24 protein-coding genes are annotated in these 26174 nt (G+C 48.1%); 14 read left to right on the top strand and 10 right to left on the bottom strand.

From position 1 onward, the window contains the following. Positions 1-32 precede the first annotated feature (32 nt). From ACFQ3J_RS17970 to ACFQ3J_RS17940, 7 genes are all read left to right on the top strand, one after another. Positions 33-1535 carry a phospholipase D family protein gene (locus ACFQ3J_RS17970; protein ID WP_244533598.1) on the top strand — a complete coding sequence of 501 codons (1503 nt, stop codon included), beginning with the start codon at positions 33-35 and terminating at the stop codon, positions 1533-1535. Positions 1536-1749: 214 nt separating this feature from the next. Next, entirely contained in the window at positions 1750-2343 is a 594-nt protein-coding gene (locus ACFQ3J_RS17965; protein ID WP_091160845.1) for a TetR/AcrR family transcriptional regulator, read from the top strand. Further along, positions 2340-2690, top strand: coding sequence for a DMT family transporter (locus ACFQ3J_RS17960; RefSeq protein ID WP_091160847.1), 351 nt, complete (start codon positions 2340-2342; stop codon positions 2688-2690). Before ACFQ3J_RS17965 ends, ACFQ3J_RS17960 begins: the two co-directional genes overlap by 4 nt. Next, positions 2691-3005 carry a DMT family transporter gene (locus ACFQ3J_RS17955; protein WP_091160848.1) on the top strand — a complete coding sequence of 105 codons (315 nt, stop codon included), beginning with the start codon at positions 2691-2693 and terminating at the stop codon, positions 3003-3005. 190 nt (positions 3006-3195) lie between these two features. Then, the gene (locus ACFQ3J_RS17950; protein WP_170862560.1) at positions 3196-4113 is read left to right on the top strand and encodes a TetR/AcrR family transcriptional regulator; all 918 of its coding nucleotides are present in this window, start codon (positions 3196-3198) and stop codon (positions 4111-4113) included. A 49-nt stretch (positions 4114-4162) separates the two neighbouring features. Then, the gene (locus tag ACFQ3J_RS17945; RefSeq protein WP_091160852.1) at positions 4163-7405 is read left to right on the top strand and encodes an efflux RND transporter permease subunit; all 3243 of its coding nucleotides are present in this window, start codon (positions 4163-4165) and stop codon (positions 7403-7405) included. Between the two features lie 133 nt (positions 7406-7538). After that, entirely contained in the window at positions 7539-7691 is a 153-nt protein-coding gene (locus tag ACFQ3J_RS17940) for a hypothetical protein (RefSeq protein WP_170862561.1), read from the top strand. 322 nt (positions 7692-8013) lie between these two features. Here ACFQ3J_RS17940 and ACFQ3J_RS17935 read toward each other — a convergent pair whose 3' ends face one another. Beyond that, positions 8014-8643, bottom strand: coding sequence for a DJ-1/PfpI family protein (locus ACFQ3J_RS17935; RefSeq protein ID WP_091160855.1), 630 nt, complete (start codon positions 8641-8643; stop codon positions 8014-8016). 128 nt (positions 8644-8771) lie between these two features. Here ACFQ3J_RS17935 and moaA point away from each other — a divergent pair, with 128 nt between their 5' ends. Then, positions 8772-9773 carry a GTP 3',8-cyclase MoaA gene (moaA, locus tag ACFQ3J_RS17930; protein WP_091160857.1) on the top strand — a complete coding sequence of 334 codons (1002 nt, stop codon included), beginning with the start codon at positions 8772-8774 and terminating at the stop codon, positions 9771-9773. Positions 9774-9899: 126 nt separating this feature from the next. Here the strand turns inward: moaA and ACFQ3J_RS17925 are convergent, their stop codons facing one another. Next, positions 9900-10505 carry a LysE/ArgO family amino acid transporter gene (locus ACFQ3J_RS17925; RefSeq protein WP_091160949.1) on the bottom strand — a complete coding sequence of 202 codons (606 nt, stop codon included), beginning with the start codon at positions 10503-10505 and terminating at the stop codon, positions 9900-9902. Between the two features lie 150 nt (positions 10506-10655). On the opposite strand from ACFQ3J_RS17925, the gene ACFQ3J_RS17920 reads away from it, so the two are divergent. Further along, entirely contained in the window at positions 10656-12116 is a 1461-nt protein-coding gene (locus ACFQ3J_RS17920) for an aminotransferase-like domain-containing protein (RefSeq protein WP_091160859.1), read from the top strand. A 200-nt stretch (positions 12117-12316) separates the two neighbouring features. Further along, a complete protein-coding gene (locus ACFQ3J_RS17915; protein ID WP_091160861.1) occupies positions 12317-13150 on the top strand; it encodes an aldo/keto reductase in 834 nt (277 codons plus the stop codon). A gap of 304 nt (positions 13151-13454) precedes the next feature. On the opposite strand, the gene mobA is transcribed toward ACFQ3J_RS17915, so the two are convergent. Beyond that, complete coding sequence (gene mobA, locus ACFQ3J_RS17910) at positions 13455-14114, bottom strand: molybdenum cofactor guanylyltransferase (protein ID WP_139237025.1); 660 nt, start codon at positions 14112-14114, stop codon at positions 13455-13457. A gap of 128 nt (positions 14115-14242) precedes the next feature. On the opposite strand from mobA, the gene ACFQ3J_RS17905 reads away from it, so the two are divergent. Beyond that, complete coding sequence (locus tag ACFQ3J_RS17905; RefSeq protein ID WP_244533599.1) at positions 14243-15436, top strand: MFS transporter; 1194 nt, start codon at positions 14243-14245, stop codon at positions 15434-15436. A 228-nt stretch (positions 15437-15664) separates the two neighbouring features. Here ACFQ3J_RS17905 and ACFQ3J_RS17900 read toward each other — a convergent pair whose 3' ends face one another. Then, complete coding sequence (locus ACFQ3J_RS17900) at positions 15665-17368, bottom strand: glutamine--tRNA ligase/YqeY domain fusion protein (RefSeq protein WP_091160866.1); 1704 nt, start codon at positions 17366-17368, stop codon at positions 15665-15667. A 131-nt stretch (positions 17369-17499) separates the two neighbouring features. Continuing rightward, positions 17500-17793, bottom strand: coding sequence for a hypothetical protein (locus tag ACFQ3J_RS17895; RefSeq protein ID WP_091160868.1), 294 nt, complete (start codon positions 17791-17793; stop codon positions 17500-17502). A gap of 116 nt (positions 17794-17909) precedes the next feature. On the opposite strand from ACFQ3J_RS17895, the gene ACFQ3J_RS17890 reads away from it, so the two are divergent. The 3 genes from ACFQ3J_RS17890 to ACFQ3J_RS17880 all read left to right on the top strand — a co-directional run bounded on the left by ACFQ3J_RS17890 (position 17910) and on the right by ACFQ3J_RS17880 (position 19169). Next, positions 17910-18164, top strand: coding sequence for a DUF2164 domain-containing protein (locus tag ACFQ3J_RS17890; RefSeq protein WP_091160870.1), 255 nt, complete (start codon positions 17910-17912; stop codon positions 18162-18164). A 76-nt stretch (positions 18165-18240) separates the two neighbouring features. After that, on the top strand, positions 18241-18789 hold the full coding sequence (locus ACFQ3J_RS17885) for a GNAT family N-acetyltransferase (protein ID WP_091160871.1): 549 nt from the start codon (positions 18241-18243) through the stop codon (positions 18787-18789). 164 nt (positions 18790-18953) lie between these two features. Continuing rightward, positions 18954-19169: a hypothetical protein gene (locus ACFQ3J_RS17880; RefSeq protein ID WP_091160872.1), complete on the top strand. Its 216-nt coding sequence runs from the start codon at positions 18954-18956 to the stop codon at positions 19167-19169. A 121-nt stretch (positions 19170-19290) separates the two neighbouring features. Here ACFQ3J_RS17880 and ACFQ3J_RS17875 read toward each other — a convergent pair whose 3' ends face one another. The 5 genes from ACFQ3J_RS17875 to ACFQ3J_RS17855 form a co-directional block, all read right to left on the bottom strand. After that, complete coding sequence (locus ACFQ3J_RS17875; RefSeq protein WP_091160874.1) at positions 19291-20937, bottom strand: DUF4179 domain-containing protein; 1647 nt, start codon at positions 20935-20937, stop codon at positions 19291-19293. Beyond that, positions 20924-21466: an RNA polymerase sigma factor gene (locus ACFQ3J_RS17870; RefSeq protein ID WP_379293549.1), complete on the bottom strand. Its 543-nt coding sequence runs from the start codon at positions 21464-21466 to the stop codon at positions 20924-20926. The genes ACFQ3J_RS17875 and ACFQ3J_RS17870 overlap by 14 nt, the downstream gene beginning before the upstream one ends. A gap of 172 nt (positions 21467-21638) precedes the next feature. Further along, entirely contained in the window at positions 21639-22136 is a 498-nt protein-coding gene (locus tag ACFQ3J_RS17865) for a GNAT family N-acetyltransferase (protein ID WP_244533600.1), read from the bottom strand. A 199-nt stretch (positions 22137-22335) separates the two neighbouring features. Beyond that, a complete protein-coding gene (locus ACFQ3J_RS17860; protein ID WP_091160877.1) occupies positions 22336-24441 on the bottom strand; it encodes a glycosyl hydrolase family 18 protein in 2106 nt (701 codons plus the stop codon). After that, positions 24441-25991: a carbohydrate-binding protein gene (locus ACFQ3J_RS17855; protein WP_091160952.1), complete on the bottom strand. Its 1551-nt coding sequence runs from the start codon at positions 25989-25991 to the stop codon at positions 24441-24443. Before ACFQ3J_RS17855 ends, ACFQ3J_RS17860 begins: the two co-directional genes overlap by 1 nt. Between the last annotated feature and the right edge of the window lie 183 nt (positions 25992-26174).

Genomic DNA, 26174 nt, shown 5'->3' with positions numbered 1-26174 from the left:
CATCTTATACACATGAAGGGAAGTCCTCATAAATGACCAATCCACAGCATCCTCATCATTCGCAGGCGTCAAGCTCAGCTGTTCCCAAGAAAAAATTCTCTCTAAAAAAGTTCATGCTTTGGTTTGTTATTCTTAACGTGCTGTGGCTTTGCGGCGTCATGGTATACCAAATGAATAAACCTCTGCCTCAAGGCGTATCCTTCGAGGGACCTGTCCATCATGTAGAACATGTTGAGTTTCTTGCTGATCTGACGTATCCCGATCCGGAAGCATCCGAGGGGACCGAGCGGCATGAACAGCAAATTATTAAGCGGATGGAGCAAATTATTCAAGAAGCAGAGCAGTTTCTTGTCATCGATATGTTTCTGTTCAACCATTATGAGCATGCAAACCAGACGTTTCCCCAAGTGAGCAAGCGTTTCGCCAATCTGCTGATCAAGAAAAAGCAAGCGAATCCCGACATAAATATCGTATTCATTACGGATGAAATCAACACCAATTATAACTCTCATCCCAACGCCTTGCTGGAGCAAATGAAAGCCAGTGGAATCCGTGTCGTGGTCACGAATGTTGATCCCCTCAGGGATTCGATCCCCTTCTATTCGGCTGTATGGCGTACTTATTTACAATGGTTTGGTGAACAGGGAACCGGCTGGCTGCCGAACCTCATGGCTACAGATGGTCCGGATGTTACATTACGCACCTATCTCAAGCTGCTTAATGTGAAGGCCAATCATCGCAAGCTTGTAGCCAGCGAACAGACAGCCATTGTTGCTTCCGCCAATGTTCACGACGCGAGCGTCTATCACTCCAACATCGCCTTTGAAGTCTCAGGTGCGATCATCGGAGATATTCTTAAGACCGAACAGGCTGCCATGGATTTATCCTCAGCTGGCAAGCTTCCCGAGTATACCGCACCAGAGAGCCCCGAGTCAGGACCTATTCGTGTGCGTTATCTGACCGAAGGGAAAATTGCGAAGCATGCGATATCCTTAATAGAGCAGTCTCAGTCAGGAGATACACTATGGATGGGGATGTTTTATTTGGCGGACAAAGCGGTGAAGAATGTCCTGCTGGAAGCATCGGAGCGGGGAGTTGAGGTAAGGATCATACTTGATCCGAACGAGAATGCATTTGGACAGAAGAAGATCGGTATTCCTAACCGCCCGGTTGCCGAAGAGCTGACGGAGAAGTCCAAGGGCAGCATCAACATCAGATGGTATAACACGACCAAGGAACAATATCATACCAAGCTCCTGTATCTGGAGCGTCATTCTGGAGACCATATGATGCTAGGGGGATCAACCAACTTCACTCCCCGTAATTTGAATAACTACAATCTAGAAAACAATCTATGGGTCGAGGCTCCTTCAGACAGTAAAATCGCCGTTGATGTATCTCAATATTTTAATCGTTTGTGGAGCAATCAGGACGGCGAATTCACCCTTCATCTGTCGGCCTATGAGGACTCTACTACGTTCTGGACCGGCATTCTGTACAAAATCCAGTATGCCCTCGGCTTTACTACTTTCTGATAAAAAATAGACATAACGACTTTATCCAGCTACATTGACTTCGAAGAAACAACGTCATCCGTTCATGTGACCACTTATCAGGAGCAATGAATAGCCGCTGAACGAACATTCGGCGGTTTTTTCAAATTCTTATCCTCCATATATTTTCATCTGAAATAGTTGACATGGAACGTAAATTGCATTAGACTAACGATCGTTAGGTAGGTGAATGATTATGAGCTCAGATAGGATAAAAGAAGCCGCGCTAAGTCAGTTTGCGCTCGAAGGCTATGAAGGAGCTTCCCTCCGCAAAATTGCAGATGAAGTCGGAATCAAGAAGCCGTCAATCTACGCTCACTATAAGAATAAGGACGACCTGTTCATCCATGTCGTGGAATATGTGTTCCAGTTGGAACGCAGACGCATACTGACTTATTTTCAGGAGCAATTCAATAAGAACAGTACGCTTGAAGAATGCCTTCATGGATTTTTTGATTGGTTTGGAAAAGAATTCGAGTCTCAGGACGCTGCCAAGCTGCTTATGCGGGTCAGCTATTTTCCACCGCCATCTTTGAATAATGAAGTTACCCATATGGTGTATCCGTTTCTGGATGGTCTGGAGAGTGCTCTCGCCAAATTCCTGGTTCGTCAATCTTATGAACACAGTCACGCAGCTCAGATCGCAATCAGCTATATGACACTGGTTGACGGCACAACCGTTGAATTGCTGTACGGGGGCATGGAGCGTTATCAGAAGCGAGTCAAAGCCGCCTGGCCCGTGTTTTGGCATGGGCTTCAACTTTTTAATACAAAGGAGTCATCTTCATGAACCGCAACTGGTTATATGTCATCCTCGGAGGAGTCATTGAGGTCATTTGGGTCTCAGGCCTGAAGCATGCAGAAACACCGCTGGAGTGGATCGCTACTGTTGTAGCCATTGCTGTGAGCTTCTGGCTTATAATTCAGGCTGCCAAGCGGCTGCCTGTCGGCACGGTCTATGCCGTATTTACAGGACTGGGTACCGCAGGTACAGTCATTGTGGAAATGCTCTTATTCGGAGAGCCCTTCCGCCTGTCCAAAGTACTCTTAATCGCACTATTGCTAGCCGGTGTAGTCGGACTCAAGCTCGTAACAGACCAAACGTCGAAGCAAGAATCGAAAGGAGGCCTGACCTAAATGGCATGGGCAGCTGTTATTTTTGCCGGGCTCAGTGAAATACTGGGTGTCATCGGGATCAAAGGGATGTCATCCGGCAAAGGAAAAAAATACTTCCTGCTGATGGGTGTAAGCTTCCTGCTAAGCTTCTCCCTCCTCTCCTATGCGATGCAGTCTTTATCAATGGGTACGGCATATGCTGTATGGACTGGTATCGGCACCGTCGGAAGTACAATAGTTGGAATGTTGATTTTTGGGGAACCAAAAGAAGCGAAGCGCGTATTGTTTATTGCAATGATCTTGTGCTCCGCTGTCGGACTAAAGCTGATCGGTTAAGAATCAGCCATATGACAAGGGCGTTACAGGAGAATTCTCCTGCATGCACCCTTGTCTTTTTTTTTGATTATTTGCTGATGGGGGCCGATACGTATTCAAAGTTGTTTCTCCTGGGTTTTTAAGATATAATTTTCCTGACCCATTAGTCAGATTAAGAACCGTGGAGTTCTTAAAAGAGGTGATCCAACTATTGTCGAACTCAACCACGGATAAGAAAAAGCATATTTTAATCGCCGCTCTGCAGCTCTTTTCTACGAAAGGCCCTGCTGCTACGTCCATGCAGGAGATTGCTGAGTTGTGTGGCATATCCAAAGGGACACTGTATCTCCACTACAAATCCAAGGAAGAGCTTCAGGAAAGTGTGGTCAGCTACTGCATTCAAACGATCTACGACAAGATTGCCATTGTGGAACGGGAACGCGAGCTGCCCCCGCGTGACAAGCTGCGTAGACAGATTGAGATCCTGCTGGAGAATTTCCTGGAATTGAGAGAGTTCTTCATTGCTCAGATGCTGGATATGGCGAACCGGGGGGATAAGGGATTTCCTCTGGAAAAATGGCCCGAGGGTATGCTCGCCCACGCCATGAAGCTGTTCAGCCAGAAGATGGTGGATATATACGGCCCAGAAGTGCTTCCTTACTCGGTTGATCTTGCGCTCCAGCTTCACAGTATGATGGGATCTTACTTGAAGCTGATTGTTACGGAGCTGTTGTCCATTCATCTTCATCGGATGGCCGAGTATTTGGTAGAAACGCTGGATATTATTGCCGAGGCCAAAATTCGCGATCAGCGTGAGCCTTTTATTCCAAAAGACTTATGGCTTCCGTGGGTGGAAGAAAATCTTCACAAGCATGACTCCCGAAAACACCCTCTGTTCCTCATCAAGGAAATCCGACATGCGGTTCGGAGCAGCGAAGAATTGGAGGAACGCCTCCGTGAGGACACGCATGATTCGCTTTCTATACTGGAAGACGAGTTCTTCGAGCTCAAGCCCAGACGTGCCATCATTCTTGGTATGATTGCCAATTTGAAGCAGGTGGCGGGCATCCAAGAGCTTGTCCAGGAGCTCCATCAAGTGTTCGATATGTATTTGAAGTGGAGAGAATAGAAACATGCTTACAACTTTTTGCTAAAGAGAGAGGAGAAGAAACTAAAGAATGAAAGGAATTATAAATTTCTCGCTAAAAAACAAATTAGCGATTTGGATTCTGACGATCATCCTGATCTTAACCGGCTTGTACAGCGGTCTCACGATGAAGCAGGAAACGATGCCGAATATCAACGTACCCTTCCTGAGCGTCAATGCCGTATATCCGGGTGCAGCCCCTGAGGCTGTGGTCGAAGAAGTTACCAAGCCGCTTGAAGAAACACTCCGTAATGTTGAGGGGATCAAGAATATAACATCAACCTCTATGGAGAATGTTGCTTCTGTTAATATTGAGTTTGATTATGGAACCAATCTGGACAATGCGACTGCTGCCGTCCGCGAGGTGCTGAATGATGTTCAGATTCCAGACGATGTGCAGAAGCCAAGTATTTCCAAATTCAGTATCAACTCCTTCCCTGTTGCTTCCATCAGCTTATCTGGTAAGAATGGAGAATCATTGGAGGACTTGACCCGTATTGCCGAGAATGACGTCGCCCCTGCCTTTGAGGACGTGGATGGCGTTGCTTCCGTGCAAATTTCCGGTCAATATACCAGAGAAGTAACACTGAATTTCGATGATGCCAAGATGGCAGAGCTTGGACTTACACAAGAAACGGTGCAAAATATCGTTCAAGCTTCCTCTATGCGCGCTCCTCTCGGACTCTTTAACCTGGATGATGCCGAGAAAGCAGTCGTTGTAGACGGCAACATCATTAGTATTGAAGATTTGGAGAACATTGAAATTCCAGCTGTTCCTGGTGGTGCTGGTGCAGATGCGGGTACTGACGCAGGTGCTGGCGCAGGTGCAGGTACTGACGCAGGTGCTGGCGCAGGTGCAGGTTCTGACGCAGGTGCTGGTGCGGGCGCAGGTACTGATGCGGGTGCTGGCGCAGGTGCAGGTACTGACTCAGGTGCGGGTGCTGGCTCAGGTGCGGGTGCTGGCGCTGCAGCCGGAATACCAACTGTTAAGCTTAGTGAAATTGCTGAAATTGAAGTTGTTGGCCAGGCCGAGTCGATCTCTCGTACCAACGGAGCAGAATCTCTTGGTTTCTCCATTGTGAAAGCGAACGATGCCAATACCGTTGATGTTGTCAATGGCGTTAAGGATGCTTCTGCTGATCTTGAAGGCCTGTACGATAACATTAACCTGGATGTTCTGCTTGACCAAGGTCAACCGATTGAGGATTCCGTTCATACCATGCTCTCCAAAGCATTATACGGCGCACTCTTCGCAATCATCATTATTCTGATCTTCCTGCGCGACTGGCGTTCCACGCTGATCTCCGTCATTTCTATCCCACTGTCCCTGCTTATTGCACTTACAGTACTGAACATGATGGATATCACGCTTAATGTCATGACCCTGGGTGCGATGACCGTAGCGATCGGCCGGGTTGTCGATGACTCCATTGTCGTCATTGAGAATATATATAGACGGCTTACGCTTTCCGGTGAGAAGCTGAAGGGTCGTGAATTGATCCTCTCCGCGACTCGTGAAATGTTCGTGCCGATTATGTCTTCAACGATTGTTACGATTGCCGTGTTCCTTCCGCTTGCACTTGTCAGCGGTATGGTTGGTGAATTGTTTATGCCGTTTGCACTGACTATGGTATTTGCATTGCTGGCTTCCTTGGTCGTGGCGATTACGATCGTTCCGGCAATGGCTCATTCCCTTTTCAGAGGCGGACTTAAGAACAAAGTCAATCATGATGAGAAGCCAGGCAAAATGGCTGGCGGATATAAGAAAATTCTGAATTGGACACTGAACCATAAGTCCATTACCATCATTGCAGCTGTACTTCTGCTCGTGGGCAGCTTGTTCCTGACCCGCTTCATTGGTACCAGCTTCATCCCTGAACAAGGCACGAACTATACACTGGTAACCTACAGCCCAGAGCCAGGTGCAACACAAGAAACGGTTGAAGAACGTACGCTTGCAGTCGAAGAATTCATTCTGAATTCTGAAGGCGTGGAGAGCATGCAGTACTCCGTAGGCGGCGGTAACCCAATGGCAGCTATGGGCGGATCGTCCAACTCCGGTCTCTTCTACCTGATCTTTGAAGATGGCGTAAGCGTATCTGAAGCGACAGAACCTATTATCGAAGGACTTCAAGAGCGTGTGCCAGAAGGTGAATGGTCCACTCTGGATATGGCAGCCGGCATGGGTGGCAACACACTGACCGTCAGCATATTCGGTGACGATGTGGAACAGATCAAGCCTGTGTCTGACGACATTCTCGAAGTCGTAAAAGCAGATACCGTGAACTTCGAAAAAGCGGAATCCACGCTTGAAGAAGGATATGACCAATATACACTTGTAGCGGATCAACAAAAACTGAGCTCTCTTGGACTGACAGCAGGTCAGCTGGCAATGGCGCTTGCTCCGCAAAATGAGCGTCCTGTCTTGACTGAAATTGAAGTTGATGGCAAGAACTATAATGTGTATATCGAAACAGAAGAGAAACAATACGCAAGCATTACTGAAATTGAAGAAGAAACACTTACTTCCCCACTGGGAATTGAGGTTCCAATCGGTGAAGTGGCTACTGTAGAAGAAGGAACAGCCCCAGCATCCATTATGCAAATTGATGGTGAAACAGTGGTACAGGTAACAGCAAACATCCTGACCGCTGACGTCGGTGCTGCTTCAGGTACAGTAGAAGAAGCCGTTAACAACATGGAACTGCCTGAAGGCGTTCATGTCGAATTCGGCGGTGTAACTGAGCAGATTAATGAGACCTTCTCACAGCTTGGCCTTGCCATGCTGGCAGCGATTGCCATTGTCTATTTCGTTCTCGTCGTTACCTTCGGCGGAGGTCTTGCTCCATTTGCAATTCTATTCTCCCTGCCGTTCACCGTTATCGGTGCGCTTGTTGGATTGCTCATTACCGGAGAGACACTCAATGTATCGTCCCTCATGGGCGGACTCATGCTGATTGGTATCGTTGTAACGAACGCGATTGTCTTGATCGACCGTGTTATTCATAAAGAAAATGAAGGAATGTCTACAAGAGATGCCTTGCTTGAAGCGGGAACAACTCGTCTTCGTCCAATCCTGATGACTGCACTTGCGACCATCGGTGCGCTTCTGCCGCTCGTCTTTGGCTGGGAAAACAGCGCAGGTATTATCTCTAAAGGACTTGGTGTTACAGTAATCGGCGGTCTGATCAGCTCCACATTGCTGACACTTGTCATCGTGCCGATTGTGTATGAAATTATCTCCAAGTTCAAGAAAAAACGGATTGAAGATTAATGGGCAGATTGGATTGATCTTATCATTCCATTCTGGAACAAGCCCATGCGCATCCTTATGAAATTTCAATCTGTTGGTATAAGCTCCAAGAAACAGGGTCTCCTCTGTTTCTTGGAGCTTTTTTATATGAGACATGAAGAATAGCTATCGAAACGGCGTGGTAACCACCGTGCCGCATTATGCCCTTGACCGCGTGCACCGCATCGGCAGCGCGGTCACCGTACCGGGCGGCAAGGGCATCAATGCCGCCCGGGTACTGCGCGCGCTCTCCGTTCCGGTGCGCTAGGGCCGGATTTGTTGCCGGACACACGGGCCGGCAACTGCTGGATCTGCTGCAGGCCGAAGGGATTGCAGCAGACCACGTGGCAGCCGCGATTGGAGAAACGCGGCTTGCCATCACGGTGCTCGACCCTATGGCGAGCACCCAGACCGAGCTCATCGAGGCGGGCCCCTGCATCGCCGAAGATGAGCTGCACTTCATAAGGAGGCGGGCATCGTAACACTCGCAGATGTGGAGCTGCTTAAGCGGCAGATTAAGGTTCAGCTTATGTAAAGGGATGTTCTAAGCTCGCATGGATCATTTTTCATCATACCTTTGGTTGCGTTCTTTATATCCTTCTATCTTCAAATATAGTAAGGTCGAATTCCATATCCTTTGCGACAGTAAGGGCTGCCTCGATGCTAAGCACCTTCTCAACGAGATATAAGGCCATCGGGATGCCGGTCGAGATACCGCCTGAGGTGATGATGTTTCCATCTTCCACATATTTAACGCTATCTTCAATACGGATATCTCTGTCCTGGTAGGTCATGCGCATCCGCTCCAAGCTCGCTCGAGCTGTGGTCGCACGTTTACCATCCAGGAGACCGGCTTCGGCAAGAACAAAGGCCCCCGTACATACGGAAGCCACCCAGCACGCCTTAAAGGCTTGCTGGCGAATCCATTCAAGAACCTTGTCATTCTGTGCCAGCTTGCGCGTGCCATACCCTCCCGGTACAATCAAGATATCATATTGAGGTGCTGCCTCAAGTCTATAATCTGCCAGGACCTTGAGACCATTTCGAGTTGTGACCTGTCCCCCGTATTGTGAGATTGTCGTCACATGAAAAGGCTCCAACAAGTAATCTTGTCCGCTCGCCTTCGTCGTAGCGACCAGAGAGAACACCTCAAGCGGCCCTGCGAAATCGAGCAGCTCTACATCATCAAATATCAAAATGCCTACTTGTATCGGTTCCACTATCTCTCCCACTCCTCATAAATGAAAATCCTTGTCTATAAATGAAGGGGCATTGTATGCTATGGTAATATTATAGATTGATTTTAACAAAGCGTATAATAATATTCGTTAAGGAAGGTGGATCTGGGATGGAACTGCTGCAAGATCCTTTTGGCCGGATTCACGATTATATACGAATTTCGGTTACGGACCGCTGTAATTTACGCTGTGTTTATTGCATGCCTGAGGAAGGCATGGAATTCGCGCCTCATGAGGACATTATGACTTTTGAAGAGATTACGCAAATTCTTAAGGTGCTTGCACCCATGGGACTTCGTAAAGTCCGATTGACTGGCGGTGAACCCATGGTACGCAAAGATCTGCATAAACTGGTCGCCATGATATCCGTAATCGACGGGATCGAGGATATCGCCCTGACAACGAACGCTATTTTTCTTGAGAAAAAAGCTCAGCTGCTGAAGGACGCCGGTCTGACCCGAATTAATATTAGTCTCGATTCCTTGCGCAAGGACCGTTTCTCCATGATTACACGCGGCGGTGACGTGAACAAAGTGCTACGAGGCATTGAAGCTGCCCAAGCGGCTGGGCTTGATCCCATCAAGCTGAACGTCGTACTGATGAAGGGTATCAATGACGACGAGATCAAGGATTTCATTGCGCTGACCAAGGATGCTCCGCTTCATGTCAGATTTATCGAATATATGCCGATTGGACATGCCAATGATTCATGGCGCAAATCCTACTTGCCGCTGTCTACGGTACTGAATGCCTGTACGGAAGAGGGCTGGGAAGTAGAGGATACATCGGGTCCGAACGGTAATGGCCCTTCCGAATATCGCAAGCTTCGGGGAGCCCAGGGCACCTTTGGCCTGATCCACCCCATCAGCGATCACTTCTGTGATAACTGCAACCGGCTGCGTATAACAGCAGATGGTCATATCAAAGCCTGTCTCTACTGGTCTGATGAATATAATGTCCGTAAAGTGGCCGGAGATCAAGAGGCGACGGCTGCGTTATTTCTGAAGGCACTCGGCAACAAGCCGAAGAACCACGAGATGGCGCTCGCCCTGGAGCAGCAGGCACAGAGCCATACACCGACAGTTCGACGAATGTCCCAAATTGGCGGATAAATAGAGCAAGGGATGGTCTTATCGACCATCCTTTTTTTGATCATCTTAATTAACATTGAATCCATTTCATAACTTATCGAGCAGATATGAAATGGATTCGGCTGAAGTTGTAATTTGTTGGAGCCTCTAGACAATCTTGTACAGCATATACAACGCCAGCAATGCCATGGTTAGTGAAGAGGCTTTATTCATATAAAATGATAGTTTACCTCTCTCATCCCATCTGCCTATGAGTCTCCCTGCTGCAGACAGCAGAATGAACCACATCCACGAAACAAGAATCGTCACAATCGTAAACGTCATTCGCTCAGTCCCCTCATACTCCAGAGAATTCGTGCCGATTACTCCCAGAATATCGATAATGGCATGCGGATTAAGAATAGATACGGACAGCGCAAACAGGATTTGTCTGCGAAACGACAAAGCTCTTCTCTCGGCCCCCTGCCTGCTGTCTGCCCGCCATAGCGTCCAGGCCATGTATAATAGAAACATGCAGCCCCCAATATAAATGAACTCGGTGAGCCCCTCTCGACCCGCCAAGATGACGGACAAGCCTCCAACCGAAAGAATAATAAGGATGGTATCACACAGCGCTGCAGTGATGACCGAAGGCAATGCGTAGATCCATTTCGGCTGGGTTGCTCCCTGGTTAAAGATGAATAAATTCTGAGCTCCCAGCGGTAATATGAGCCCAAATGCCAATAACACCGCATGGATAATGACTTCCTGCATCATTTCAATTGTTCTCCTGCCCTTCTCTTGTCTGATTCTCATTCATCCTACAGCACCACTGCTGAATTGTACCCAGCCATTTGGTTGATGCTATACCCAGCCAAATGATATAGTTACACATCATATATGACGAAAGGAGCCTGCTCCCTTATGAGATTACAGGATATCCATTGGCAGCCCGACCCCGAGCTACCCATCCCGCTGTATCAGCAGATTGAACAATATATCAAAGAAAAGATCATGCAGGGTGAGTGGACAAAGGGCATTCGGCTGCCCTCTCAAAGGGCACTGGCCGTATCCTTCAAGGTCAACCGGAGCACCATTATCGCTGCACTGGATGAGCTTCGGGCCAGCGGTTTCATCGAAGGAAATTACGGCGGAGGGACGTTCGTATCACGGGCAGGCTGGAATGGGATGCCTGTGACGATTCCAGATTGGGAGGATTACGCAGAGAGCGGCACACATTATCCTAACCTTCCTGAAGTACAGGAGATCAATGATACTGAATTTAGTACCCGTATAAATCGACTCGGCACAGGGGAATTGTCATCCGAACTTCTTCCGCACGCCGAATTCAGTAAAATCTACGCAGAGCTGGCCAGACGACCGGCTCATCATTTGGGATATCTTGAGCCGCTAGGCTCCCCAGGGCTCCGTGAGGCGATATCCTCCCATTTGGCGGCACAAGGCATCTCGGCTTCCCCTGACTCCATTCTCGTCGTGTCCGGCTCCATTCAAGCGATGCAGCTCATTGCGATCGGGCTTCTGCCAAGGAGTGCTTCAATACTGGTTGAGAAGCCCTCCTATCTGTACTCGATCCATCCTTTTCAGTCTGCAGGTGTACGCATGATTGGCATGCCGATGGACCATGAAGGCTTGAGAGCAGATCGTGTACAGCATTATGTGCAGCAATATCACCCTTCCCTGCTCTATACGATACCTTCCTTTCAAAACCCGACAGGAACGGTGATGAGCGCGGCTAGACGCAGCCAATTAATGAATATAGTTCAGAATACAGGGCTCCCTATATTGGAGGATAGCGCCTATAGCGAGCTATGGTTTGATACAGCGCCTCCCCATTCGCTCAAAGCACTCGATCCTGGCGGTTATGTCCTTCATATGGGAACATTGTCTAAGACCGTGAGCCCAGGTCTGCGAATCGGATGGGTTACGGGCCCCTTGCCGGTTATTAAACGTTTGGCTGATCTAAAAATGCAAACCGACTATGGTGCAAGCAGCCTCGCACAGGATGCTGCCGAACTGTGGCTTAGAGAAGGATATCATGATGTCCATTTACATCGAATTCGAATGGGGCTTAGGCACAGGCGAGACTATGTTCTAGAGCTATTGCAGCTGCATTTTGCAGGCTTGGCAGAATGGAATGTCCCCCAAGGGGGATTTTATATGTGGATTAGACTCAGCAGTGGTATCCGTTCAGACAAACTGTTCCGAAGAGCGCTCGCTGAGAGGATTCTTATCAATCCCGGAAATATATATGACCGAATGGAGCAGGATTATATCCGCTTGTCCTACGCTTTTGCATCGCTCTCCGAAATTCAAACAGGAATCGTAACGCTGGCCCGAATTATGCGAGAGCTTGCTGTATCCTGATGAATGATCATGCGATTCTGATGGCTTTCGAAAATGTAGCTGCTTGCTATTCCTCGTTAAAAATCTTAAAATAAGGTGAATCAATTCCATTAACTGGTTTTATGAAATTGACTCAGTGTAATATGAATTATGGTGCTCGTCTCATAAGCTGAGCAATCTGGCTGAATTCCAAGCAAAAATACAAAGCGGAGGGATTAACAATGACTATTGCACATCTACAAGATACCGTCACACTTAATAATGGAGTTAACATGCCGCAGTTTGGATTGGGTGTATGGAAGGTAAAGGAAGGCGATGAAGCCTATAATGCGGTTAAGCATGCGATTACACACGGTTACCGTGCCATTGATACCGCTGCAGCTTACAAGAACGAGGAAAGCGTTGGCCAAGCCATCAAGGATTCAGGCGTTCCTCGTGAAGAGTTGTTTATTACAACTAAAGTATGGAACAGCGACCAAGGCTACGAATCCACGCTGCGTGCGTTCGATGAGAGCCTCGCGAAGCTCGGACTTGATTACCTTGATCTTTACCTCATTCACTGGCCGGTAGCTGGCAAATATAAAGATACATGGAAGGCGCTGGAGAAGCTCTATGCGGATGGCAAAGTGCGTGCCATCGGCGTCTGCAACTTCCATATCCACCATCTGGAGGACCTGCTCGCGGATGCCACTGTTGTTCCAGCGGTCAATCAGGTTGAATTTCATCCACAGCTCTCCCAAGAGCCGCTGCGTGCATTCTGCAAAGCACAGGGCATTCTGTTTGAGGGATGGTCTCCGCTTGGCAACGGTAAGCTGCTGGATAACACTACGATCAAAGTCATCGCTGATAAATATAATAAATCGGTAGCTCAGGTCATTCTGCGCTGGCATATTCAAAATGACGCCATCACGATTCCTAAATCCGTTACTCCAAGCAGGATCGAAGAGAATGCGGATATTTTCGATTTCGAGCTGTCTGTCATGGATATGGACACGATTAACGGACTTAACAAAAATGAACGTTTTGGTTCCGATCCAGACAACTTCAATTTCTAAAGCGTAAGAAGATTCTAATATGAACAATAAGAGAAGGGGGATTCCATCACGAATCTCCCTTCTCTTCTCGCTATACCTTAATTATTTCAAAAATAATAGGAGGAGGTCGAACCATAAAGCATCTGATCATTTATGCGCATCCCGTTCAAGACAGCTTTAATCATTGATATGCCAGACGGTGAAGCAGAAGCTGAGTAACGGGGACACGCGGCTGTCCTGCGAGATCTGTATGCACTAAATTTCGACCTTGTCGCAGAAGATCAAAAGGAGCAGATTCTAGAGCAAATTAAGGCTGAATTGTCTACTAAATTCCCTTCAGACCATAGCGCTTCTTGATTCGCTCATAATCCTCCTTCTGATTCATATTTACAAACATCTCAGATACCCTAGGCGCCGTCCATGGAAGTCCAGCGTTTACTGACAGCTCATGCTCTGTAATGTATCTAACGCTGATCTGAGAGAGAATATCCATGACCCTTCTCTTACCCGCCTCAAGCTGCTGCTCAAGTATAGGAATGACGCTATCCTGGTACATTGCAATCAAGGGATGGGTCTGCCCTTCAATTACAGGGACGATGGCCTGACAGCAGGAGTTCTCCTGCTGCTCTGCATATTTGATTAATGCCTTGAACAGCTCTGAGCGGACAAGCGGAGTATCACATGGAACAGACAAGCTCCAGCCTCCGGCCCCAGAGGGGCGGGCGCCCCGGTTTGCTGTCAGGCCTGCATGCAATCCTGCAAGCGGGCCGCATTCCGGGTATAGATCAACCGCCTGCACATGACCAAGCTCTGCAAATTCTTCCCTATATCCTTTGCCGACAGCAATACTCACAACATCAACGGCTTTAGATAATTCAGAGACGATCACCTGAATGACATTTCCTTCTCCCAGTGGAAGCAGTGCCTTGTCAGTCCCCATTCTGCTGGAGAGCCCGCCTGCCAAAATAATTCCTGAAACCCTCATCCTTCTCACCTGCTTCTCATGAAAATAATTGCAATTGATCAACAAAATGATTGTATCCCCTTACAAGTACATGCTAAAGTGTAATAAAAATGTCTAGGTCCACCTGAAATGAAAGGAATGGCATCCCTTTGCATACATTATCGCAGCTGAAGCTGTATAACTTCTTCGTGTACGGTGCTGTCGCCGTGTTCACCAGCTTTTTCTCAATTTATCTCCAGAATATTGGGTTAACCAAGCTTCAGATCGGAACACTCCTGGCGATCGGCCCTTTCGTGTCACTCTTCGCCAACCCCTTTTGGGGCTTCATGAGCGACCGCTCGCAAAATATCCGCAAGACGGTTCTTCTCATGTTAACAGGGACTTTGTTATTCGTACAAGCTGTATTCCTTGCTCCGACGTATAGCCTTATTTTCGCAGCGATGATCTTTTTCTACTTTTTCCAGAGTCCCTTATTCGCACAAACTAACAGCATGATCCTGGTATACATCGATGGGACTAACCATAAATTTGGCTCGTTCCGCCTATGGGGCTCTCTTGGCTGGGCGTTGACCGCGGTTGCCGCTGGTCCTGTGATGGATCGGCTCGGTGATCGCGGCATATCCATCGTATTCAGTGTGCTGCTGCTGACGGCCATCCTCTTTGCTGCTTTTCTGCCTCAGCTGCAGAGAACCTCCGACGGCCCGGTGGTCAGTATGCGTGGATTCGGTCAAGTGGCGCTTAATCCTTATTTCATGACTTTTATTATTCTCGGCGTTCTGGTCTCCGTTCCTAATGCAATGAACAGTGCTTTCGTCTCGCTGTACATTACTGAGCTTGGAGGAAGCAAGCAGATGGTTGGACTTGCCGTATTTATGTCGTCCATATTGGAAGTGGCGGTGTTCCTCTTATTTGATCGGCTTCTCAAGCGGAAGATGACCGTTATGCTGGGCTGTCTGACCGTGGTCAGCATCCTCTTCGCGGTGCGCTGGGAGCTGATGGCGCTGGCCACAGATCCGCTGCAGATCGCATTAATTCAGCTGCTTCACTCTGTAACGTTCGGGGGATATTTCTACGTAGGCACCCAGCTAACGATGCTCTTCATCCCGAGACCCTACCGCTCATCCGGGCAAGCGCTCTATACACTCTCCTGGGGAGGAGTATCCGGCGTTATTGCAGGAATCTTCGGGGGATTCATGTTCCAGAATTTCGGCGCATCCGTTATGTATCAATACGGAGTCATCCTGTCCGTCATCGGAATCATTGGGTTTGGCATCATGTTTTATATCGTGAAAAAATACGGATACCAGCCTCCTCTGCCTTCCAACTATAAGGTCGGAAACTAAATAATTGTTTACAGCACCCTCATGCCATAGCTTAGGGTGAACCAACTTCACTAACAAAAAAACGCCGTTCTCTGTACGTTAGAGAACGGCGTTTCCTTTGCTTTTGAATTTATCCCGCTTCATGTTTAGTCCAATCCATAAATTCAAAAAGCAACAGTGACCTTAGGGACAATCTGCGGTTGAAGCTTTCATTTGCTGTTGCAAATCATTTACTTCACTCCTTCCATTTTACGCCTTCGGCAAATGGAAGGAGCTCTTCAGCGACACAACCCGGTTAAATACAGGCTTGCCTGGCTCCGAATATTTGGAATCTACATTAAAGTAGCCATGACGGAAGAACTGGAACTTGTCCTGCGGCTTGGCATTCACCATATTCGGCTCGACATAGCCATGAATGATGGTCAGTGAATTCGGGTTCAGCTCATCAAGGAATGACTTAGGTGCTGCCATTGCAGCTTCTTTTTCCTCCTCAAGCTCGGTATCGCTTTCGGGCTCTTCCTTGTTGATCAGCGGCTCGAACAAACGGAATTCCGCAGGAATTGCTTGGCTTGCTTCCACCCAGTGGATCGTACCCTTCACCTTACGGCCGGTAAAGCCGGAGCCGCTCTTCGTTTCAGGGTCATAAGTGCAGTGGATCTCGACAATGTTGCCCTCTTCGTCCTTGATAACATCATTACATTTAATGAAGTAGGCATGCTTCAAACGAACCTCGTTGCCAGGGAACAAGCGGAAATATTTACTCGGCGGGTCCTCCATAAAGTCCTCGCGCTCAATGTAGATTTCGCGGGAGAACGGAATTTGGCGAGTGCCCATCTCCTCATTCTCTTGGTTATTCTCTGCCTCCAGCATTTCGGACTGGCCTTCTGGATAATTCGTAATGACCACCTTGATTGGATCAAGCACAGCCATCGTACGAGGCGCCTTCAGCTTCAAGTCCTCACGGATAAAGTGCTCCAGCATTTGCAGATCGACGAGACCCTGGCTCTTGGAGATCCCTGTTTCATACACGAACTCCCGAAGTGCTTCCGGTGTATAGCCTCTGCGGCGAAGTCCGGAGATCGTCGGCATCCGCGGATCATCCCAGCCATCGACATGCCCTTCGTCCACGAGCAGCTTTAATTTACGTTTACTCGTTACGGTTTGGGCCAGATTGAGACGGCCGAACTCATATTGATGAGGCTCTGCATTCATTTCGCAGTGCTCAATAACCCAATCGTAGAATGGACGCTGATCCTCGAACTCCAAGGAACAGAGGGAGTGGGTCACATTCTCGATCGCATCTTCCAGCGGATGAGCAAAAGCATACATCGGATAAATGCACCACTTGTCTCCGGTATTGTGATGAGTCACATGAGCAATTCGGTATATTACAGGGTCCCGTAGGTTAATGTTTGGGGAAGCCATGTCAATCTTGGCACGCAGCACGCGCTCGCCATCCTTGAATTCGCCATTACGCATCCGTGTGAACAGCTCCAGATTTTCTTCGATGCTGCGATCACGGTATGGACTGTTCTTGCCTGGCTCGGTCAATGTTCCGCGCAGCTCGCGAATTTGGTCAGCACTCAGATCATCGACGTAAGCAAGGCCTTCCTTAATCAAGATAACGGCGGCATTATACATTTGTTCGAAATAATCCGATGCAAACCGTTTTTCCTTCCATTCATAGCCGAGCCATTTCACATCTTCCTGAATGGATTTCACATACTCTTCGTCTTCCTTCGCCGGATTCGTATCATCGAAGCGCAGGTTAGTGCTGCCACCAAATTCTTCGGCAAGCGCAAAATTAATCCAGATCGCTTTGGCATGTCCGATATGTAGATATCCATTCGGCTCCGGCGGGAACCGAGTGACCACTTCCTTCACTTTGCCTGCACGAAGATCCTCGGAGATCACGTTTTTTATAAAATTGGAGGGTGTTAAAGGCTTCTCCACAATTATCAACCTTTCTCTGTCGTAAATTCAATCGACTATATCTTAGTAATCGAATGATGCATAATCCTGATCTATTAAATATACCTGTAACTCCAGCGCTCCGCAATGATTCTCACATACTCAGCACTTCTTTATAGGCGGGAATTCCCCCCTCTCATTATCCCTTGCACCACACGGGCGATACAACGAATAAGGTACATGTCCAGTATGAGAACTGCCAACAGCAGCAGATACCCTGATACAAGAATCACCCAGGACAGCATACTGCTGAGCATGCCGTTCGGAGCGTAAAGAGCTGCCACAATCATAGGAATGAATATGACTACTAATATATTTCCTCTTGTCATCCACAGCATAACCAAAGTGACCAGCATACTAATCATCGACAGCCAGAGCAGTACTTTCGTAGAGGCTCGCATAGGCATATCCGGCACTTCCTCTCAGAATTATATTCATCTTAATTATCGGTAAATGTCATTTTGACGGTTCGCCTAATATAAGGTAGCATGAAGGAAAATGAGGTGTAAAAGGAGTATATCAGATGAAAGCTACCAAATTGCCCAAAGAGCAGAAAGAGCAGATGATTCGTCTAATCCAGCAGCATTTTGAAGCCGAGCGGGGAGAAACCATCGGTGATCTGGCAGCAGACAGCATGCTTGATTTCTTCCTGACATCACTCTCTCCCTATATATATAATCAGGCGCTCAGCGACTGCCGCACACTCGTCAATCAGCGGATGGTATCCATGGAAGACGATATATATGCACTGGAGAAAAAAATCCCGTTATCAAGATGAATCTAATCTTATAAACATTTTAACGCTGCATTTATGATCTATCTATTTTACTCTATGGATGAAAGAAGGTTTGATGATGTTTGCATACAAGGTCGATGAAGATATTGAATTAAGACCGCTGTCACTCGAGCACGCCGGCGCATTATTCAATCTTACAGATCGATCCAGAGAGCGGCTGCGTGAATGGCTGCCATGGGTAGATCAGATTGTAGAAGAACAGCATTCCGTTAATTTTATCAAAAATGCGCTCAAGCAAGGGTCGGACAACGGTGGATTTACCGCCGGCATCTGGGTCAAAGACGAGCTTGCCGGCGTCATCGGCTTTCATGAGATCGACTGGAATAACAGATCTGTGAGCATAGGCTACTGGCTTGGCAAGAATCATGAAGGTCAGGGCCTGATGAGCTCGGCCTGCCGCGCACTTGTTGATTATGCGCTCATTAAGCTTGATTTGAACCGGGTGGAGATCCGCTGCGCTACCGGTAATCACAAGAGCCGTGGAATTCCGGAAAGACTCGGATTTGTCCTGGAGGGTATTGTCCGGGAGGCGGAAAGACTGCCTCATGGTTATGTAAACCATGCCGTTTATGGCATGCTGCAAAGTGAATGGAAGCTGCTCCGTTAGCTAGCTATACTATCTATACTACATAATGAACATGATAAGGCCTGTGCAGACATCCGCACAGGTCTTATATTTTTAATGTGAACTTAAGCTTCCCTTCATCCTGACTTCATCCCGTTTGGTTAAGGTATAGATGTCCCCACATTAGGAAGGGAAGGTATGAACACATGAATAAGACCATGTCGCAATGGGTGATGTCCAGCTCACTTGCGATGACTTTAACGATGGGAATGGCGCTGAATGCAAGTCCATACAGCAATCAAGCGCAGCTAAACTCAGACACGGAGAAAACACAGGCATCAAACAAAAGGATCTCCGCCAAGGTGGAGTTCGGACCTCAGCAGGCTGCTACAGACAATGCACGAAACAAGATATCGGGATAAGCAACACTTAAAATAAGACATAAACAATGAGGCTGTCCTGCTTGTGGACAGCCTCGCTTCATGTTGAATTAGAATTGCTTCCCCTATTGTTGCGTCCTGAAATAGCTATGAAGTAATATATTTACATTCCGTCAGTGAGCGTGACGCGGAGCTCAGCTTCAGGCTGTTCAGTTCGGTACATAAATGCATAAATCTCGAGCTCACTCGCTCCTGTATAATTCTCGTATACATCGATACTTTTGTTCTTCCCATTACCAGCAAAGTCTTGGATGGAAGGGACCCCATACACTTTGTCCTTTCCTTGACCGTAATAGGTCTGGTTAATGCCGCCAAACTTGAGGTCACTGCTTTCTGATTCGATATATAGATTATTATCCTTCGTATAGTAAGTCCAGGTGACCGGATAACCTTCATAATCTTGTGTAAAGCTCTGCTTCTCCTCTGAAATTCCAGTTAACAGCACCGGCTCCTCGCTTCCCTTAAGCTCGTCAGCTCGATGTGCCGCGATTAGAGTTATCGGACTTGCTCCAATAGAGGAGAGCTCGATATCAGGTGATAATTCAAACCGAAGCTCCGATTTGTATTTGTCCTCCTGATAAGCATCAAAGCCCGTGATTCGCTTCCCACCTATATCGAGATGATAATTCAGGTAAGGCACCCTCGTGTACTCCTCTTCATGCTGCAGCACAATACGAATTTGGGTCGGAGTGACAATCATCTCCGTAATTTTACTGCCTCCCGGTATCTCTTCAATGGGAATATCCAGCTGCTTCTTCACTGTGCCGCTCTCCATTTGTTTCTTGGACAAAGAGAAATGAAGAGTCCATTCTCCATCCGATCTATTGACCTCTCGGTCATAGACAAGTCTAAACTCAGTGCCCTCTTCATTTACTTCGGTCGTGTTATAAATTTGCTGTGTCGTGTATTCCTGCTTTAGACCCGGCGTTCCGAATACAGATGGCTCTGCTTCTGCAATGACCTCTCCGCTCCCCTTCCTTGCTTCCAAGCGATACCAGGACCAGTCTTTGTCAGATGGGTCGATTAGAGATACAGAGGATTTCACTAGCAGCTTATCCTCGGATTGCTCGAACGCATTGATGCTGAGGGTGTCAATGCCGTCCTTTTGTACCCAGAAGGTTTGATTACTCTGCTGCTTGGGATCAAAAGCGATGGGATACGATGTGTCCTCTGTCCAGCGGATATTTTTCAGCTCAAAATCCATCTCGGTATTCTGCGTGCTCATGACCCAATCTGTTTCAAAATACCCTTGATACATACCCAGCTCTTCGTTCCAGCGCTGTACGTAATTCCCCTCAATTGGCGTTCCCTTACTATCTACCAGTTGCATGGATTCATAGTAAATATGCTGGCTGTTCCCCTGACCCGGGTTGAGACTGTATAGGAGAACGGTGCGGTTCTCATCTGTAAAAGCGGTATGGACCGTCAAGGTTATTCCGTTCTTAGTCACCGACTGCTCTATACTTTGACCGAGTCCCTGTTCCAGCGCTGTCTGTATACCCGTTCGTGTAGAGAGAACATCCGTCCAATCATAGTTGATTGCAGCGTAGACAGGCGCAGCCGTCAGAGCTACAGCAATGCTCACCGCTATGGCTGCTTTACGCTTCCTCCTGCTTCTAGTGCCTTCCAGCGTTGTATCCTTATCACGAAGCTCTCCACGCTGAATACTCTCAAACATTTGATCAAAATCAGGATAAGAAACGGGGGTACGCTGCACTTCATCTTTCAGCTTTTTCTCAATGGATTCCAAGTGTCTTCTCTCCTTTCATATGAAGCCTATCATTCGTTTCCATGTCCCTTCGGAGCAGCTTCAGCGCCTTGTGAAGCCGGGACTTGACTGTACCTGCAGGAATATGGAGCGTCTCCGCAATCTCCGCTGTAGACATATCACTGCTGTAGCGAAGCGTAACGACAGCCCTTAGCTTGTCTGGAAGCTGGTGAAGCAGCGTGGCATATTCCTCTGCCTCCGCCCGCTCTATTACGATGTCATCCGGGGTCTTGGTTAGTCCGGCTGACTGGTCATGCTGGATTTGCACCAGCTTCTGCTTGTCTCTTTTCGTCTTCTTTTTCTTCAGTACATTTAGACAATGATTCATCGTGATCCGCATGAGCCATGCCTTGATATGCTCTACGCTGCTCCATTGCTGACGAAATACCATTATAAAAATATCGTGGCATGCATCTTCGGCATCCTGTGCATGCTGAAGCATGTAGTAGCATGTTCTGTACACATCTTTATGGTACGAATCAAACAGCTCTCGTTCGGTCAATGACTGCACTCCTCTCTTCACCTGATGCTTTATAGACAATCGAGGGCAAAAATCGGTTCATTTTTCAACTATTCCTAAACTCCTGTTTCTTCTCACCGCAGCAAAAAACCGCCTGCTTCTTACAAAAAGAATCAGACGGTTGCCTAATGTTTTACGCCAATTAAAGAATACAGTCCATCCATTAGTTCAACAAATAGCGCATAAATATATCATCTATGTATTTGCCGCCGATACAGAATTCATTCATCAGCCGGCCTTCTTCAATGAAGCCGCATTTCTGATAGAAAGCAAGTGCTCTCTTATTATGGGACAGCACTCTTAAACGGAGCTTCTTCACTTGTTGTTCTTTCGCTAGCTCTTTCACCGAATCCATGAGCATGCTCCCAATTCCCCGCATCTGGTAAGCGGGATGGACGGCGATATGAATCTCCAATACATGCGAGTTGCTCCTCAGTCCAGTCGGTGATCTGAATCCAACATAGCCGACAACACGAGTGTCCATAACCGCAATAATCTGGCTCCCTGGCGGGCAAGCATGCAAATACTGCTCCCTGGATTCCCAATGAACCGGTCCAGGTGCGGTATGCTCGTCCCATACAAGCGCATCCAGATCCATAAGCTGTCTTGCATCTCTTAGATGCGAAAGCCGGACCTCTATTGCCTCCTGGATAATGATCACATGAATCCAACCCTTCTATTCACGCTCTTTCAGCTCGAATGAACCACGCCACTAGCATAAGCGTTTTTTCTTATTCTATCACAGGCTTTTGACAGATTTACAGATGAAATGACAGATAACGCCTTATATTAACACGCATGAAAAAGAGATACCCCCGAAGAAAGATCCGGGAGTATCTCTAATGGTTATGATTACGCCGCTACTGGAGCTGCCACAAGGCCGGTACGTTCGCAGGCTCCCAGCCCGGCAAGGAAGTATGGGCTTGCAGGCATTTATACGTGCTGCCATTATAGGTCACCAGCTGTCCCGTCGTATAAGCTACATTCGCTTGCCAAGGCGTTGCGCCTGGATTTCCTGTTTCCGCCTTCGTCTTCACACTAAGCGCACTGCTTGCCGCAGATAGATTACCGGCAGCGTCCTTCGCCTTCACTGTAAAAGTATACGTGGTGTTTGCCGCAAGGCCGCTGATTGTCGCTGTAGTTCCGGTCACTGACGCTGCCAAAGCCCCTCCGTTGTATACCTCATATCCTGTTACACCTACATTGTCTGTTGAAGCCGTCCAGCTCAGTGAGATACTGGAGGTCGTTTGGGCTGTGGATGACAGATTAGCTGGTACTGTTGGAGCTGTCGTATCGGGAGGCGGTGTCGTGCCGGAAGTCTTCGCAGTTACCGCATTGCTGGCTGCAGATAAGTTGCCGGCAGCGTCCTTCGCTTTCACTGTAAAGGTGTAAGAAGTGTTCGCCGCAAGACCGCTCACACTAGCAGTGGTACCTGTCACCGTTGCTGCCAGGCTAGCACCGTTATAAACGTTATATCCAGTAACACCTACATTATCTGTCGAAGCATTCCATGCAAGCGTTACAGAGCTTGCCGTTACCGCGGTAGAACGAGCATTCGATGGAGCGCTTGGCGCAGTCGTATCCACAGGAGGTGGTGTTGTGCCTCCGGTAGACAGATCGGCTTTCAGCTTGTTCTGAAGTGTCTTGTTACGATCACCGCTCAGCTCCCAGAACATCGCTCCACCAAGCCCTTTGCTCTTGATATAAGCTGTCTTGTGTCCGATGGACTCCACATCATCATAGCTGATGAATCGCTTATTGGTTGCATTGTACAGATAAGGAACCTTCGCTGTATCGTTCCAATAACGTGTATATCCATTCTTGTTAATGTAGTTTGCTTCCAGATCGTAGAAATCAAAGGAGCCTGCCTCCCATGTTCCTACAGATGAACCGCCTGAGCATGCCTGATACTGCCCATTATTCGACTGAGTACATCCATCCCAGCCGCGGCCATAGAAAGGTACACCAAGTACAAGCTTGCTTGCAGGCACACCTGCATCCAAATGTCCCTGCGCTCCTGCTGCCACGTTAAACGTGCTAGCGTCTGGTACGCCTGCGGAAGCTGCTGCCGGGTCATTGTACAGAGGTGCATTATGTGCAGAAATTTTTTGCCACCCGCCATTAAAGTCGTAAGTCATGATGTTGATCCAGTCCACAATCGATGCGATATTTGCCAGCTCCGTATTGGCAGCATAAGTCGGAGAAGCTCCACTTGCGATCGTTAGCAAATAGTCTTTGCCATCCACGGCTTCCGCTGCATTCAGCTTCTCGCGGATCTTGCTAAGCAGCAGGGTGTAGTTCTGTTTGTCCTGAGGGCGCTTGCTGTTGCCGTCCAGACCTCCTGATACCGGGTACTCCCAGTCCAGATCCACACCGTCAAAGTTATACTTGCGCAGGAAATCTACTGCCGAATTGGCAAAAGTCTCTCTTGTGGCCGCAGTTGCCGCGACATCGGAGAAACGGTTAGACCACGTCCAGCCGCCGACAGAGATAATCGTCTTCAGATTCGGATTAATCTGCTTCAGCTTGTTCAGCTGATTGATATTGCCTGCATAAGGCTGATCCCAGACATCACCTGGAAACCGTTTGCCTGTATCAATCCAAGGATCGCCCAGCACAATCGTTCCGTTCGGAACATTGATCGTCTGACTGTTCTCATCCTGACAGCTCCAGGTTGTCGGATTCGGACCCGTCGGGTCCGGGTTACCATGAATACCGTTCCAGCAAATATCAGCAAATGCATAATTGATATGTGTTACTTTGGTTGGATCAATATCCGATACGTTATAAGTTCTGCCATAGGCTGCCCAGGAAGGATAATATCCGACAATCTTATAATTATCAGCAGCTTCCGCTTTATCTGTAGTTAACGCAAGAGAAGGAACAATAATAGATAAGATCATAGACAGGCCAAGAAATAGCTTGGCGGCTCTGGCAAATGCGTTACGGTTACGAAACTTCGGCATTAGTATACGACCTCCTTCGTTGTTTGCGTGCTAAGTCCGTTTAAGAACGGACGATGTGCATTGGAGAACTGGTTGTTCGTATAGGCATCCCAGTTAATAGACCAGGTCATAATGCCTTTAATTCCTGCATACCCTGCAGGTTGACGGAGCGTGTATGAACCGCCGTAGGATACACCCTTAACCAAATAATTCATTGCTTTTTGCAGCTCGGCTGGTGCAGTATAGCCCCCTCCTGCCGCTTGCTGAGAAGCAGGGACACCAATGGCAATCTGATCTGGACGCAGCGGACTGAAGAAGGGCCCCCCGCTTCCGCCTACATTAAATCCTTGCAGCAGCATTTCAGCCATGGCGACGTGGAAATCGGCTGTTCCTTGAGAGTAGGAGCGTCCATCCAGGCCCACCATCGAGCCGCTGTTGTAATGCTGTACATGCAGGAGGGTCAGATCATTACGCAAGGCATGTATTACTGGAAGGTATGCGCCCCATGGACCGCCATAACTCAAATATCCGCCTTGTACGTAAGCTGTTTCAGGTGCAGCGGTCAGAATAAACTCAGTGCCAAAATGGGCTTTAACTGCCTTGACTCCGTTGATTAGATTCACGATCTTAGGGGTTGTTGGATTGCGGAAGTCTGTATCTCCGGCATTAAGAGATAACGAGCTTCCTTCGAGATCAATATCAAGACCGTCAAAGCCATAAGTGGAAATAATCGATTTGAGTGATTCTTCAAACTGCTGACGCTTGGTCGCGTCGGTGAGCTCGATGGTCCCGTTTGCGCCTCCCATGGAGAGAAGGACTTTCTTGCCTTGACTTTGGAGATAAGCAACATCGGATTTGAATTGTTCTATGGTGGAGTTGTACGGTGTAAAAGCGAGCGTTCCGCTGCCATGGGAGACAGGTTCAGCAAAAGAAACATTGATGATGTCATAGGCTGGTGAAACGTCGCGAAGTCGAATGTTAGTAGATCCGTTATCGAAGTTATGCCAGTATCCGATCAGCCATTTGCTGCCGGTTGGCGCAGGACCCGGATTTGTAGATCCTGTAGAGGTGGTTACACTGAGAGGACTGCTTGCAGCGGACAGATTGCCTGCCGCATCTTTGGATTTCACAGTGAAATTATACGTCGTACCGGCGGTTAATCCACTGATTGCGGCTGAGGCCGATGTCGTACTGGCGGTCAGACTGCCATTTCGGTACACTTCATACCCGGTTACGCCCACATTGTCTGTCGAAGCGTTCCAGATCAGCTGAACGGATGTCTCCGTAACGAGTGTTGAAGCGAGTCCGGTTGGAACTGAAGGCGGTGTCGTATCCGGAGCCGGGGTCGGGTTCTCTCCCGATCCATCGCCGATATACTTCCACAGCGCCGGCACATTCGGCGGCTCCCACCCGGTTAGGGCTGTATGAGCCTGAATACATTCATAATTCTTGTTCTGATATGTGACAATATCTCCTTTCTTGTATGCGATCCCTGCCTGCCACTCTGCAGCAGCGTCAGCTCTTGGTGCAAGCCACGGAAGAATGAGAAGAATGACCATAGCGATTGTCATCACACGGCGGAATTGAACAGCCTGATTCAAGCAAAATCCCTCCTGTACTAATTCTATTAATCTTTCGAGCAAAGATAGGGGCTCTATTCGTGCTCATGCGGCCTTACATCGTCACTCCTTTCATTAATTAATCGGACCCTTCCCTTGGACGCTCCATTCTAAGACGGTCCTTCATCCAGAGTT

The organism is Paenibacillus provencensis (assembly GCF_042678545.1).
GTDB lineage: Bacteria > Bacillota > Bacilli > Paenibacillales > Paenibacillaceae > Paenibacillus > Paenibacillus provencensis.
This window is presented reverse-complemented; position numbering and strand designations above follow the sequence as displayed.

Excerpts from the sequence above, each read along its gene's own strand:
- ACFQ3J_RS17970 (WP_244533598.1), top strand. The coding sequence starts at position 33 with ATGACCAATCCACAGCATCCTCATCATTCGCAGGCGTCAAGCTCAGCT.
- ACFQ3J_RS17965 (WP_091160845.1), top strand. The coding sequence starts at position 1,750 with ATGAGCTCAGATAGGATAAAAGAAGCCGCGCTAAGTCAGTTTGCGCTC.
- ACFQ3J_RS17960 (WP_091160847.1), top strand. The coding sequence starts at position 2,340 with ATGAACCGCAACTGGTTATATGTCATCCTCGGAGGAGTCATTGAGGTC.
- ACFQ3J_RS17955 (WP_091160848.1), top strand. The coding sequence starts at position 2,691 with ATGGCATGGGCAGCTGTTATTTTTGCCGGGCTCAGTGAAATACTGGGT.
- ACFQ3J_RS17945 (WP_091160852.1), top strand. The coding sequence starts at position 4,163 with ATGAAAGGAATTATAAATTTCTCGCTAAAAAACAAATTAGCGATTTGG.
- ACFQ3J_RS17940 (WP_170862561.1), top strand. The coding sequence starts at position 7,539 with ATGAAGAATAGCTATCGAAACGGCGTGGTAACCACCGTGCCGCATTAT.
- moaA (WP_091160857.1), top strand. The coding sequence starts at position 8,772 with ATGGAACTGCTGCAAGATCCTTTTGGCCGGATTCACGATTATATACGA.
- ACFQ3J_RS17925 (WP_091160949.1), bottom strand. The coding sequence starts at position 10,505 with ATGCAGGAAGTCATTATCCATGCGGTGTTATTGGCATTTGGGCTCATA.
- ACFQ3J_RS17920 (WP_091160859.1), top strand. The coding sequence starts at position 10,656 with ATGAGATTACAGGATATCCATTGGCAGCCCGACCCCGAGCTACCCATC.
- ACFQ3J_RS17915 (WP_091160861.1), top strand. The coding sequence starts at position 12,317 with ATGACTATTGCACATCTACAAGATACCGTCACACTTAATAATGGAGTT.
- mobA (WP_139237025.1), bottom strand. The coding sequence starts at position 14,114 with ATGAGGGTTTCAGGAATTATTTTGGCAGGCGGGCTCTCCAGCAGAATG.
- ACFQ3J_RS17895 (WP_091160868.1), bottom strand. The coding sequence starts at position 17,793 with ATGCCTATGCGAGCCTCTACGAAAGTACTGCTCTGGCTGTCGATGATT.
- ACFQ3J_RS17890 (WP_091160870.1), top strand. The coding sequence starts at position 17,910 with ATGAAAGCTACCAAATTGCCCAAAGAGCAGAAAGAGCAGATGATTCGT.
- ACFQ3J_RS17885 (WP_091160871.1), top strand. The coding sequence starts at position 18,241 with ATGTTTGCATACAAGGTCGATGAAGATATTGAATTAAGACCGCTGTCA.
- ACFQ3J_RS17880 (WP_091160872.1), top strand. The coding sequence starts at position 18,954 with ATGAATAAGACCATGTCGCAATGGGTGATGTCCAGCTCACTTGCGATG.
- ACFQ3J_RS17860 (WP_091160877.1), bottom strand. The coding sequence starts at position 24,441 with ATGCCGAAGTTTCGTAACCGTAACGCATTTGCCAGAGCCGCCAAGCTA.
- ACFQ3J_RS17855 (WP_091160952.1), bottom strand. The coding sequence starts at position 25,991 with ATGACAATCGCTATGGTCATTCTTCTCATTCTTCCGTGGCTTGCACCA.